This window comes from Saliniramus sp., from assembly GCF_035311605.1.
GTDB lineage: Bacteria > Pseudomonadota > Alphaproteobacteria > Rhizobiales > Beijerinckiaceae > Saliniramus.
This window is the reverse complement of the sequence record NZ_DATGCW010000322.1, coordinates 15,915-28,653: the sequence shown is the minus strand read 5'-3', so window position 1 is coordinate 28,653 and position 12,739 is coordinate 15,915. Positions and strand designations below refer to the sequence as shown.

Below are 12,739 nucleotides of genomic sequence, written 5' to 3'. Positions count from 1 at the left end.
GTGCAGCAGCACCAGATGGTCTATCAGGCCCTGCAGGGGCGTATGGGCGGTGTGCTGCATGCCCTTGCGCTGACCACCATCCCCGCAGATTGAACACCCATCCAACCCGGGTCCGGCGTCTTGAGCGCCGGAGCACAGGAGTTTCCCATGAGCGCGCACGAGACGATCGACAGCGAAGTCAAGACCAACGACGTGGTTCTGTTCATGAAGGGCACGCCGGATTTCCCGATGTGCGGCTTCTCCGGCCAGGTCGTCCAGATCCTGAACTATCTCGGCGTCGACTATAAGGGCATCAACGTCCTCGACGATGAGGGGATCCGCGGCGGCATCAAGGAATATTCCAGCTGGCCGACGATTCCGCAGCTCTATGTCAAGGGCGAGTTCGTCGGCAGCTGCGACATTGCCCGCGAGATGTTCCAGGCCGGTGAGTTGCAGCAATTCTTCACCGACAAGGGTATCGCGGTGAAGCAGGGCGCGTGATTCGCCTCTTGCTGGGTGCAGCGGGGTTGAGTGATGCCGGTACCGCACATGGACAGGCTGCCCCCGCGTCTTCCGCCCGCCGGTGAGGGCCAGCGGATCGGCCTGTTTGGTGGCAGTTTCAACCCGCCGCATGACGGCCATCGCCATGTGACGCTGATGGCGCTCAGGCGTCTTCAGCTCGACGCGGTCTGGTGGCTCGTCACGCCCGGCAATCCCCTCAAGGCCGGGCGCGAGATAGACCCTCTCTGCGAGCGCATGCAAGCCGCGAGCGCCTGCGCCGCCCATCCACGGATCGCCGTGAGCGATGTCGAGGCGCAGGCCGGGCTGCGCTATACCATCGACACCCTGCATTATCTGAAGCAACGCCGACCTGATCTCGCCTTCGTCTGGATCATGGGCGCGGACGGGCTGACCCATTTCCACCGCTGGCGCGACTGGCACGCCATCGCGCGCGCCATGCCGATCTGTGTCGTCGACCGCCCGGGACATTCTCGCGCCGCCACCGCTTCAATTGCGGGGCAGGTGCTTGCCCGCTATCGCCTGCCCGAAGAGGCGGCGCCGCGTCTTGCCGCGACACCTCCCCCCTCGTGGCTCTTTCTGCATGGCCCGCGCCTGCCGATCTCCTCGACGCAGATCCGTGCGCGACGCGATGCCGACGGCTGATCTCAGGCCAATACCCGCCCGAAGCCGAGCAGCCGCTGGATCCGCCCCAGCACATAGCTGTAGCGCTGCACCCGCGAGGGATAAGGCCCGCGATTGCCCTCGATCGTGGTCACGATCCCGTCCGCATGGCGCTCGACCAGCCCGATATGACCCTGCCAGCCATTGATCGCCCCGCGCCACCAGACGATGATATCGCCCGGGCGCGGCGGATCATCCGGCCCGGCCTCGAAGTCCCAGCCCTTGCGCCGGAACTGGTTGCGGATGTCGCGCGCGCCCAGCGAATATCTGAACGGCATCTCATGCCCGATCCGCGCCGCACCCTCGCGATAGCACCAGCTGACGAAGCCGGCGCACCAGCTCGCCCCCTCGCCGACGCGCCCGTCGAGATAGAGCTGCACATCCGGCCCGCGATTGTTGCCCCCGGCCTCACCGGCCCCGCGCGCCATCTCCGCCCGGGCGATGTCGAGCGCGGCGAGTCCGAAACGGCTACCCGGCCCGGCCTCCTCCCGGGCCTCGCCATCGCGCCGCCCCAGCGCCAGATCGAGCGCGAACCGCGTCAACGGCCCGACGATCCCGTCCACCGCCAGCGGCTCCCGGCGCGGATCGAGTGCCTGCGCCTGAAAGGCCCGTACCGCCCGGTCCATCACATTATCGAATTCGCTCTGCGGACAACTCAGATATTCCAATGCCATCAGATCCTCGCTGAGGCGCCGCACCGCCTCGCCCTTCGCCCCACGTCGCAACAGCATGATCTTCTCTCCTCTCCATGGGAATGCAGAGGGTTAAAATAGGAGTATTGTCTTAATATGCAATCAGTTTAGATAATTTTCTTAATACACCCCGAACAACCGCCCCAGAAATCCCGGCTCGGCCTGCTGTTGCGGCGGGACGCCGACGGAGGCGGGCGGGAGGCCGTCGAAGCCGCCTTCATGCGCGGCGATGCCGCCGGTCGTGCCGGGCGGAACCGGACCCTGCTGCACCATGGGGGGCGGGAAACCGCCGGGGCTGCGTGGAGCAAGCCAGCGATCGGCACCGGGTAGCGGCATCGGGTATTCGGCGGCGAGCGCGCGCCCCATGAAACGCGCCCAGATATCCAGGGGCAGATTGCCACCGGAGGCGCGTTTGGTGGAGCTGTTATCGTCATTGCCGATCCAGACACCTGTCACCAGAGCCGAGGTGTAGCCGACGAACCAGGCATCGCGGAACCCCTGGCTGGTGCCCGTCTTGCCGCCGGCCTGCCAATCGGGCAGTGCCGCGCGGCGTGCAGTTCCCGCGACCATGGTCTCGTGCAGCATGGCGTTCATCTTCCCCACCGTCTCGTCATTCATCACCCGCCCGGGACCGGCGCGGACCCGCTGGTAGAGCACTTCCCCGAACGCCGTTTCGACGCGCGTGATGACATGGGGGATCACCCCCGTACCCCCATTGGCGAAGGCCGCATAGGCGCCGGTGAGTTCGAGTGGCGTGACCTCCGAGGTCCCGAGCGCGATCGAGGCATTGGGCTGGAGCGCGGAACGGATGCCGAGCCTTTGTGCTGCGCTGATAACCGCGCGCACGCCCACTTCCATGCCCAGACTCACAGCAACCGTGTTGAGCGAGAGCGACAGCGCCTCGCGCAGGGTGACGGGCCCGCGGTAATCGCGCGAAAAGTTCTCCGGAGTCCAGTCACCGAGGCGGATCGGGCGGTCCTCGCGCACCGTGTCCGGTGTGAGCCCGCGCTCCATGGCCGCGAGGTAGACGAAGGGTTTGAACGCCGAGCCCGGCTGGCGTTGCGCAGCCACGGCGCGGTTGAACTGGCTTTGCGCATAATCCTTGCCGCCGACAAGCGCCTGGATAGCGCCATCAGGCCGCAGCGCGACGATGGCGCCCTGTTCCACACCATAACGCCCGCCCTGTTCACGCAATTCACCGATCAGCGACGCTTCCGCCGCCTCCTGCAGGCCGAGATCGATGGTGGTGTGGACGACCACGTCATCCTGGACCGCGCCGACGAAATCGTCGAGAACATCCATGACGTAATCGGCGGCGTAATTCGCAGTACCCGGACCGAGCGGACGGTTGAGCGCGGCCGGACGCGCCATGGCGTTCGCCATGCGATTCTCGTCGATGAAACCCTGACTCTCCATGGCGTTGAGCACGAGCGCGGCACGATCGCGCGCAGCCTGCGGGTCACGCGTGGGCGCAAGCCGCGACGGGGCCTGGACGAGACCGGCGAGCATCGCCGCTTCGGCCAGTGCCAGATCGGATGCCGGCTTGTCGAAATACCGCCGCGCCGCCGCCTCGACGCCATAGGCGCCGGCGCCGAAATAGACGCGGTTCATGTAGAGTTCGAGCAACTCGTCCTTGCTGTGACGCTGTTCCAGCCAGAGCGCGAGGATCGCCTCCTGGATCTTGCGCGAGGCGGTGCGCTCATGCGTCAGGAAGAGATTCTTGGCGAGTTGCTGCGTGATGGTCGAGCCGCCCTGTACCGTGGTGCCCGCCGTGACATTGGCGATGAGCGCGCGCCCGATCCCGACGGGATCAATGCCGAAATGGCTGTAGAAACGGCGGTCTTCGATCGCGATGAAGGCCTGGGGGACATGGGTCGGCAGATCATGGATCGCGACATTGCGCCCGCCGGTCTCCCCGCGATTGGCGATCAGGGTGCCGTCATTGGCCAGAATTTCGATATTGGGCGGGCGCTTGGGCACCGCAAGCCGATCGATCGGGGGCAATTGTGTCGCGTGATACGCGACGAGACCGGTCAGAGCGATTGCACCCCACAACGCGAGCACGATGCTGCCATAGACGATCCGCCCCAGAAACGAGCGACGCTTGCGCCCGCTGCGCCGGCGATTGCCGCGTGCATCGCGACTGCCCCGGCCGGTCGGCTTGCGAGACTTTCCGGATGCTGCCTTGCCCGATGTAGCCTTGCCCGACACAGCCTTGCGGGTCTTCCCGCGCGTACCGCTCCGCTTGTCCGCCTGTCTGGCCATAGCATCCTCGTGAACCGGGCCGCCGGCACGATCCTGCGGGCCGAGCCGCAGATCGGGTATGCCGGATTCGGGCGCGGGAAAATCGAGCACCGGCTCGCGCCGCTCCCGCTTGTCTTTCCTGCCCGTGAACATGCCCATAACCGCCGTCCCGCGAAGTTTCGTGCCTAAGGCCGTGTTACGCGCCTATGGCAATCTAAATGTGGCGGTTTAAGGAGCGATGAACGATGTTGCGGCGGCGTTTGCGATTGTGGGTGGCGGGGCTGCGGTATCGCGCATTGACTTCCGCTGGAGCCCGGTTTTGATGGCGGGAAAGAAATCTGCGGGAGGATCAAGAGCATGCCGAAAATCGTCGAAGCCTTTTCGCGTATCGGTGAAGAAAACGCCTTCGCCGTGCTCGCGCGCGCCACGCAATTGCAGGCGCAGGGGCGCGACGTGATCAATCTCGGCATCGGACAGCCCGATTTTGCCACGCCCGAGCATATCGTCGAGGCCGCAATCAAGGCGCTTCGCGACGGCCATCACGGCTACACGCCCGCCACCGGTATCCAGCCCCTGCGCGAGGCGATCTGCCGCGATATCGCGCGCCGCCTCGACGTTACGGTCTCGCCGGATGCGGTGATGGTCATGCCAGGCGGCAAGGTCACGATGTTCGCCGCCATCCTGATGTTCGGCGAGCCCGGCGCCGAGATTCTCTATCCCGACCCGGGCTTTCCGATCTACCGTTCGATGATCGAATTCACCGGCGCGACGCCGGTCCCGGTGCCCATCCGCGAGGAGAACGGCTTCGCCTTCTCGGCGCAGGAGACGCTCTCGCTGATCAATGAACGCACCCGCCTCGTGATCCTCAACTCCCCGGCCAACCCGACCGGCGGTGTCACGCCGAAAGCGGAGATCGACGCGCTCGTGGCCGGCCTCGCCGCGCATCCGGATGTCGCCATCCTCTCCGACGAGATCTATGGCAGCATGACCTATGACGGCGAGCCGCATGTCTCGCTGCTGTCCTATCCCGAGATCCGCGATCGGCTGATCTGGCTCGACGGTGCATCGAAGACCTATGCCATGACCGGCTGGCGACTGGGCTGGTCGGTCTGGCCGCCGGCATTTTACGAGGCGGCGCGCAAACTCGCGGTGAATTCATTCTCCTGCGTCAACGCCGCCACCCAACATGCCGGCATCGCCGCCCTGGACGGGCCGCAGGATTGCGTCGCGACGATGATGGCGGCCTTCGATGCCCGCCGCAAGCTCGTGGTCGAGGGGCTCAACGCCCTGCCCGGCATCAGCTGCCGCACCCCCAAGGGCGCGTTCTACGCCTTCCCCAATATCCGCGCGACCGGCTGGAAGGCGAAGCCTTTGGCTTCCGCCCTTCTGGAGAAAGCCGGTGTTGCCGTGATCGGCGGTCCGGATTTCGGCATCCACGGCGAAGGCTATCTGCGCCTCTCCTACGCCGCCTCACAGGACGCGATCAGCGCCGCGCTCGCACGGATGGGAGATTTTCTGGCAAGCGAGACGCCGCTGCAGGGGTGACGGGCTAGGGCAGCGATCGGGCGCGCGATCACATTACGCGTTTACCGCGACGGTCGCGCACCGGCAAATCCTGGAGATTCATTCCCGTAGCCGGTCACCGGCTGACGGGCAAATTGAAACGTCAAACCAACGATTTGGCACGTCTGGCCTGACAGGGTCGGGCCGAGCGCTCTAGATCCGGTCCTGAATGAACCTCTCACGCCGTGTCGGTATTACCACGGCTTCGTGCGTCACGCCTTCCGGTCCGTTGCCTTGAGCGCGCTTCGCTGCTGCTTCCCGCTCCTGCTTCGCGCGCGCGATCAGAATCCCCGCCGCAGCCCATTCCTGACGCGGTGGCATCGTGCTCGCCGCATGCTTCCTGATCTTTTTCGGACCTTGGGACTTGTTCGCCATTTTCGACCTCTTTCGCATCGTCATCCGTGTTCAAGCGACCGACATAGCGCCCGGAGCTGCCGCGAGCCAGTTCCTTCATTGCTTCGCCGAGCATCGTAAGCGAGCTGGAGGGGAAATCAATATTCTTGAACAGACGGAGCGCTTCCCGCCGATCAATAATAAAGTCATGGGAAGGATATCCGGTGACGAGCTTACGGATTGTCCACCTGTCGGCATTTTCACTGTATTCCGCCAACCTCAGCCCATACTGCATCGCAACGTCGATGTCGCGCCTGTCTTCGCCTAACACGTTCGGATCGAATTGGGCATAAACGGACGACATGACATTCGACGAAATTTGAGCGCTTATTTCCGATGCGACCTTGAAACTGACCAAGCCGCGACTTTTCCGAATGATTTGCAAAGCGATGTCTTCATATAGCTCAAATGTCGCATCGGACAGAGCATGGAATGCGGATTTCGCCACCAATCCCGACTTGCGATGGCCGAGCTCATTCGGCTTGAGAAGTTGCGCATCAAGAGAGTCAAGTTGCGAGAACGGTCCCATAAACAACCTGTTGGCACCAACACAGAGTAATGTGCCCGCACTATAACATTTTTCAGGCATATAGACGAAGAACTCGTCGTACTGATCCTGAAGAAAGCGTGATATCTTGTAGGCGGCGTTGGCGCTGCCGCCCGGGGTTTCAATAATGAGAAGTGCGCGATCACGTCGGCTTTCGAGCCTCAGAGACGACCCCAGAATTTCAGCAAAGCCGGTTTCATCAATATCACCATGATAAAATAGAATACCGCAATCGTATTCAGTGACGACGCAGTCATGCAATTGCTTTATGCTGAGCTCTTCCAACACCTGCCTGCACCCTCAAACCCATCCATTCTGTCGGTTTTTAAGGCAGCCAGTATTTTGACGCGATATAAAGTTGCTTCTAGAGCGCATTCCGACCTGACGGAGTCGGGCCGGGTGCTCCAAATCATTGTCCGGCGCAGCATTTCCCCCGCCAGCCAGTATCCAGCTGACGGCATGATGCGCTGATCAAAAAGCCAACTTGCTTTCACACCCCGCGATAGACCCATACCCGTGCCGGCGGAATATTGCGCCAGACGCGGGATGAGCCGGCCATGGTGAAACTGCCAGGACGCTTCGGAATGGGCGGTATCATCGCGTACGTGAACTGGATGAACGGCGCCTGCGGCTGCATCAGCGCCTGCGCGTGCCGCAGGAGCGCGGTGCGGTCGGCCATCGGGCGGGTAAACAACGGCAGGCTGGAAACGACGCCGCAGGCGGGCGTGTCGAGAATGCCGGCCAGTGTCTCGTCCAGGCCGTAGGCATCACCCTGAACGATGGTCGCACGGGGGAAGCGCCTGGTCAGCAGCTTGCAGAAATCCGGATTGAATTCGATCAGAACAAGGCGTTCCTGCTCGATCCCGCGATTGACCAGCGCATCCGTCACCGGCCCGGTGCCGGGGCCGAGCTCGATAACCGGCCCCTTGGCCGTGGGATCGACAAAGGAAGCCATGGTACGCGCCAGCGCCTTGCCCGAAGGCGCCACGGCACCGGTCAACAATGGCTTTTCGAGCCAGGACCGCAGGAAGCGCGCCTCGTCATCGAATTTCGAGCCGTCTGCGCGCGCCGCCTGAGACGACTTCTTCTGCAAGGAATTCAGCACGCGCCGCCTCTTCGTCGAAAGTATCTGCTCACCATAGACCAACACGGGTGGCGCCGGTCAAGTCCGCGCCGACCCGCTGATACCATCGAAGAATTCGCGGACGCGTGACAGAAAGCCGCTGCTTTCCGGGTGCGTGTCCTTCGAGCATTCCGCCTCGAACTCCTCGAGCAGTTCCCTTTGACGTTTAGTCAGGTTCTGCGGCGTTTCGATGACGACCTGAATATAAAGATCGCCGGTATCGCGGGAACGCAGAATCGGCATGCCCTTGCCGCGCAGACGGAATTGCTTGCCGGTCTGGGTGCCGGCGGGAATCTTCACTTTCGCATCCGAACCGTCGATGGTCGGCGTGGTGAATTCACCGCCCAGAGCCGCCGTCACCATCGAGATCGGCACGCGCGAGAACAGGTCCGCCCCCTCGCGCTGGAAGAAGGCATGAGGCTTGATCGAAAGGAAGATGTAGAGATCGCCTGCCGGGCCGCCACGCAGGCCGGCTTCGCCTTCGCCGGCGAGGCGGATACGGGTGCCGTCCTCGACGCCGGCGGGTATGTTCACCGTGAGCGTGCGCTCGCGCGTGACGCGCCCGGACCCGCCGCAGGAATCGCAGGGATCATCGATGACCTCGCCGCGCCCGTGGCAATTGGGGCAGGTGCGCTCAATGGTGAAGAAGCCCTGCTGGGCCCGAACGCGACCGACCCCGCCGCAGGTCGGGCAGCCGCGCGGCTTAGAACCCGGCTTGGCGCCGGTGCCGCTGCAGGCATCACAGGCCACGGAAGTGGGAATGGTGATGCTTTCTGTCTTGCCGTTGAAGGCGTCTTCCAGCGAAATTTCGAGATTGTAGCGCAGATCCGCGCCGCGTTCGCGCCCACCGCGTCCGCCACCGCGCCGACCGCGCGCCTCACCGAAGAAATTCTCAAAGATATCCGACATGAAGTCGGAGAAATCATTGCCGAAACCGGGGCCTCCCGGACCACCGGGCCCACCTTGGGCGAACGCCTCGTGGCCGAAGCGGTCATAGGCCGCGCGGCTCTGGGGGTCCGACAGGGCCTGATAGGCCTCGTTGAGCTCCTTGAATCGCAGTTCGGCTTCCGCGTCGCCAGGATTGCGATCGGGATGGTATTGCATCGCAAGCTTGCGAAAAGCGCTCTTCAGGGCCTTTTCGTCAGCCTCGCGTTCGACACCGAGGATTTCGTAGTAATCACGTTTCGACATGAGTTCCCGGGCGTTGCGCCCCCTCCCGGGCCGATCGCGCGGACAGGCGCCATCGCGACGGAGAAAGAACGAGGATCTTCAATCGTAAAAAAGGCGCGGATCCCGCGATCCGCGCCCTGTTGCGTCAAAGCGCGGCTCAGGCGCTCTTCTTCTTGTCGTCGTCTTCGTCGTCGACTTCCTGGAAGTCGGCATCGATGACGTCTTCGTCGGCCTTGTCCTTTGCCTCGCCGTCACCGGCCTCGGCGGCATCAGCGCCCTCACCTTCCTGCGAGGCCTGATACATGGCTTCACCGAGCTTCATCGAGGCCTGCATCAGGTCGTTGGTGCGGCTCTTGATGACCTCGAGATCCTCGCCGGCGAGCGCTTCCCTGAGGGCTTCGATCGCAGTGGTGATACCATCGCGCTCGCCCTCGCCGATCTTCTCGCCATATTCCGAGAGCGATTTCTCGGTCGAATGGATCAGGGCCTCGCCATTGTTGCGGGCCTCGACCAGTTCGCGACGCTTTTTATCATCCTCGGCATGCGATTCGGCATCCTTGACCATCGTCTCGATCTCGTCGTCGGTGAGACCGCCCGAAGCCTGGATGCGGATCGCGTGCTCCTTGCCGGTCGCCTTGTCCTTGGCCTGGACGTTGACGATACCGTTGGCGTCAATGTCGAAGGTGACCTCGATCTGTGGCACGCCGCGCGGTGCGGGCGGAATGCCGACGAGATCGAACTGGCCAAGCAGCTTGTTGTCGGCCGCCATCTCTCGCTCGCCCTGGAAGACCCGGATGGTGACCGCGTTCTGGTTGTCCTCTGCCGTCGAGAAGGTCTGGCTCTTCTTCGTCGGGATCGTGGTATTGCGATCGATCAGGCGGGTGAACACACCACCCAGCGTCTCGATACCCAGCGAGAGCGGTGTCACGTCGAGAAGCAGCACGTCCTTGACGTCACCCTGCAGCACGCCGGCCTGCACCGCAGCACCGATGGCGACGACCTCGTCAGGATTCACACCCTTGTGCGGCTCCTTGCCGAAGAAGGACTTAACCACTTCCTGGATCTTGGGCATGCGCGTCATGCCGCCGACCAGCACCACCTCATCGATCTCGGCTGCCGAGATGCCGGCATCCTTGAGCGCCTTCTGGCAGGGATCGATGGTGCGCTTGACCAGATCTTCCACGAGGCTCTCGAACTTGGCCCGAGAGAGCTTCATGGTCATGTGCTTGGGACCCGAAGCATCCGCCGTGATATAGGGCAGGTTCACTTCGGTCTGGCTGGTCGAGGACAACTCGATCTTGGCCTTTTCCGCCGCTTCCTTGAGACGCTGCAGGGCAAGCTTGTCCTTGCGCAGGTCAATGCCCTGCTCCTTCTTGAACTCGTCGGCGAGATATTCGACGAGGCGCATGTCGAAATCCTCACCGCCGAGGAAGGTGTCGCCGTTGGTCGACTTCACCTCGAACACGCCGTCGCCGATCTCGAGGATCGAGACGTCGAAGGTGCCGCCGCCCAGATCGTAGACGGCGATGGTGCCCGAGCCCTTCTTGTCGAGCCCGTAGGCGAGCGCGGCCGCCGTCGGCTCGTTGATGATGCGCAGGACCTCGAGGCCGGCGATCTTGCCGGCATCCTTGGTGGCCTGGCGCTGGGCGTCATTGAAATAGGCCGGGACGGTGATCACCGCCTGGGTGACCTCGGCGCCGAGATGCGCCTCCGCCGTCTCCTTCATCTTCTGCAGGGTGAAGGCGGAGATCTGGGACGGCGAATAGGACTTGCCGTCGGCCTCGACCCAGGCATCGCCGTTGTCGGCCTTGACGATTTTATACGGGACCAGATCCATGTCCTTCTTGGTCATGGGATCGGCGAAAGTGCGCCCGATCAGGCGCTTGATGGCGAAGAAGGTGCGCTCGGGGTTGGTGACCGCCTGGCGCTTGGCCGGCTGGCCGACGAGGCGCTCGCCTTCATCGGTGAAGGCGACGATGGAGGGCGTGGTACGCGCGCCTTCCGCATTCTCGATGACCTTCCCGGCGGAGCCGTCCATCACGGCGACGCAGGAATTGGTCGTACCAAGGTCGATACCGATAACTTTACCCATGGCGGGATCCCTCACTTTCAAGCAGACCGCCGGATCCCGAAGCGACCCGGCCCATGGCTGGCTTTTTGACACGTTGACTGATGTTCAGATGGGAAGGCGCGACCCGCTTCGCAAGAAGCGCCGACCACCTCCCCGGCTGCGCGGGATATAGGCGGGGCCGTCACCGCGTGCAAGGCCCCGGAAAAACGCGGCGAACAACGATGCCCGCCGCGCGTGCTTCGGCCCCGGAACCCGGCCTCACCGGGCCGGCAGGCGCTTACCCGGCGGCGACAGCATCGTTCCGCCGCGCGAGAAAATCAGGCAGGGCCGCCATCTGCGACAGGATCGCGACGGCACCCGCTTCACGCAGGGCTGTGGGCGCGTGATAGCCCCAGGCAACCCCCAGCGCAGTGACGCCGGCGGCGCGGCTCATCTGCATGTCGAAGGTCGAATCCCCCACCATCACCGCGGCATCCGCCGTTGTGCCGGTGGCGCTCATCGCCTGCAGGAGCATAGCCGGATGTGGCTTCGAGGGAGCATCATCGGCTGTCTGAACGCAGGCGAAGCGCCCGACGAAGCCATGGCGCTCGAGCATGTGATCGACCCCACGCCGGCTCTTGCCCGTGGCGATCGCGAGGATGATACCGGGCTCCGCCGCGAGCGTCTCGAGCACCGCACCGACTCCGGGATACAGCGGTTCGGCGAAGGCCGGATCATGCCGCAAATCCCGGAACGCCTGCTTGTAGCTCGCGACCAGCGCCGCCACCGGGGCGTCCTGCCCGACGAGGGTCGTGAAGGCCTCCGGAAGCGACAGGCCCACGATCGACAGAGCCCGCGCGCGATCGGGCACGGGCAGGCCGTGCGCCGTGAAGGTGCGTCTTTGCGCCTCGACGATCATGTTCTGGCTGTCGACGAGTGTGCCGTCGACATCGAAGACGACGAGCCGCCTCATCACATCTTGTCCATAGTCTTCTTTGCCATCCGGCCCTCTGCATCATCACGCCGAAGCGAGGCCCGAAAACGGGCCGCCGGATTTGAGACGGTCGCATATGACCACCTGCGCGCGCCCCCGGAAACCATCGAAGGATCCATCCACCACAAAGGTCGCTCCCGCATCATCCTCGTGCTTCAAGCCGGATCTGTGTTCCACCTACGCCATCCCGATCGCCTGCCGAAAGCGCGCGCGCAGGTGATGCCCGTCACGCGTCGGCATCACACGGGGGTTCTCGCCCGAACGTATCGCACAGACAGCGAGCACCGGGCCGGGCGCCTCGCGCAGCAGGCGACGCGGCGCCTCGAAGCCGCCGGTTGCATCGCAATGCGCAGCCTCGTTGAAGCCGGCGGCACGGGCCATCGCGACGAGATCGACCCCGTGCGCCGTATGGCTCGCCTGGCCGCCGGTCTCGCCATAGGCCCGGTTGTCGAGGACTGCAATGGCGAGATTGTCGGGGCGGGCGACGCCGATCGTCGCGAGCGCACCGAGCGCCATCAGCATCTCGCCGTCACCGGTCACCACGAGCAACCGCGCCCGGGGGCGCGCCAGGGCGAGGCCGAGCCCGATGGTCGCCGCCGAGCCCATCGCACCCCACAGATAGAAATTGCGCGGATCATCACCCGCCGCCGCGACATCATAGGTGGGCGAGCCGAGCCCGGTCACGACGAGAAGATCATCATTGCGATCGCGCAACAGCTCCGCGACCAGCTCGCGCCTCTCGAAAGCGTCCCGCCCTGAATTCAACGCCGTCATAGCGCTTCTCCCATCATTTCCCGAACAC

13 protein-coding genes are annotated in these 12,739 nt (G+C 64.0%); 4 read left to right on the top strand and 9 right to left on the bottom strand.

Features of this window, described 5'->3' with window-relative positions:
- The 3 genes from VKP01_RS14375 to VKP01_RS14365 all read left to right on the top strand — a co-directional run.
- On the top strand, positions 1-93 hold a 93-nt coding region (locus tag VKP01_RS14375; protein ID WP_324413452.1), incomplete at its 5' end, for a BolA/IbaG family iron-sulfur metabolism protein.
- A gap of 54 nt (positions 94-147) precedes the next feature.
- A complete protein-coding gene (grxD, locus tag VKP01_RS14370; RefSeq protein ID WP_324413443.1) occupies positions 148-480 on the top strand; it encodes a Grx4 family monothiol glutaredoxin in 333 nt (110 codons plus the stop codon).
- Between the two features lie 48 nt (positions 481-528).
- A complete protein-coding gene (locus tag VKP01_RS14365; protein ID WP_324413441.1) occupies positions 529-1,143 on the top strand; it encodes a nicotinate-nucleotide adenylyltransferase in 615 nt (204 codons plus the stop codon).
- Between the two features lie 2 nt (positions 1,144-1,145).
- On the opposite strand, the gene VKP01_RS14360 is transcribed toward VKP01_RS14365, so the two are convergent.
- Positions 1,146-1,892, bottom strand: a complete 747-nt coding sequence (locus VKP01_RS14360; protein ID WP_324413439.1) for a CHAP domain-containing protein — start codon at positions 1,890-1,892, stop codon at positions 1,146-1,148.
- A gap of 81 nt (positions 1,893-1,973) precedes the next feature.
- Positions 1,974-4,256: a transglycosylase domain-containing protein gene (locus VKP01_RS14355; protein ID WP_414706583.1), complete on the bottom strand. Its 2,283-nt coding sequence runs from the start codon at positions 4,254-4,256 to the stop codon at positions 1,974-1,976.
- A 198-nt stretch (positions 4,257-4,454) separates the two neighbouring features.
- On the opposite strand from VKP01_RS14355, the gene VKP01_RS14350 reads away from it, so the two are divergent.
- Positions 4,455-5,642 carry a pyridoxal phosphate-dependent aminotransferase gene (locus tag VKP01_RS14350; protein WP_324413437.1) on the top strand — a complete coding sequence of 396 codons (1,188 nt, stop codon included), beginning with the start codon at positions 4,455-4,457 and terminating at the stop codon, positions 5,640-5,642.
- A 196-nt stretch (positions 5,643-5,838) separates the two neighbouring features.
- Here the strand turns inward: VKP01_RS14350 and VKP01_RS14345 are convergent, their stop codons facing one another.
- The 7 genes from VKP01_RS14345 to VKP01_RS14315 all read right to left on the bottom strand — a co-directional run bounded on the left by VKP01_RS14345 (position 5,839) and on the right by VKP01_RS14315 (position 12,711).
- Entirely contained in the window at positions 5,839-6,888 is a 1,050-nt protein-coding gene (locus tag VKP01_RS14345; protein WP_324413435.1) for an SDH family Clp fold serine proteinase, read from the bottom strand.
- A gap of 202 nt (positions 6,889-7,090) precedes the next feature.
- The gene (locus VKP01_RS14340; RefSeq protein WP_324413448.1) at positions 7,091-7,702 is read right to left on the bottom strand and encodes a class I SAM-dependent methyltransferase; all 612 of its coding nucleotides are present in this window, start codon (positions 7,700-7,702) and stop codon (positions 7,091-7,093) included.
- A 60-nt stretch (positions 7,703-7,762) separates the two neighbouring features.
- Complete coding sequence (dnaJ, locus tag VKP01_RS14335) at positions 7,763-8,914, bottom strand: molecular chaperone DnaJ (protein WP_324413433.1); 1,152 nt, start codon at positions 8,912-8,914, stop codon at positions 7,763-7,765.
- A 136-nt stretch (positions 8,915-9,050) separates the two neighbouring features.
- Positions 9,051-10,985: a molecular chaperone DnaK gene (gene dnaK / locus VKP01_RS14330; RefSeq protein WP_324413431.1), complete on the bottom strand. Its 1,935-nt coding sequence runs from the start codon at positions 10,983-10,985 to the stop codon at positions 9,051-9,053.
- A 256-nt stretch (positions 10,986-11,241) separates the two neighbouring features.
- Entirely contained in the window at positions 11,242-11,916 is a 675-nt protein-coding gene (locus tag VKP01_RS14325) for an HAD-IA family hydrolase (protein WP_324413429.1), read from the bottom strand.
- A gap of 45 nt (positions 11,917-11,961) precedes the next feature.
- The gene (locus VKP01_RS14320; RefSeq protein WP_324413427.1) at positions 11,962-12,114 is read right to left on the bottom strand and encodes a hypothetical protein; all 153 of its coding nucleotides are present in this window, start codon (positions 12,112-12,114) and stop codon (positions 11,962-11,964) included.
- Complete coding sequence (locus tag VKP01_RS14315; protein ID WP_324413425.1) at positions 12,115-12,711, bottom strand: thiamine pyrophosphate-dependent enzyme; 597 nt, start codon at positions 12,709-12,711, stop codon at positions 12,115-12,117. It abuts the gene before it with no gap.
- Positions 12,712-12,739 lie beyond the last annotated feature (28 nt).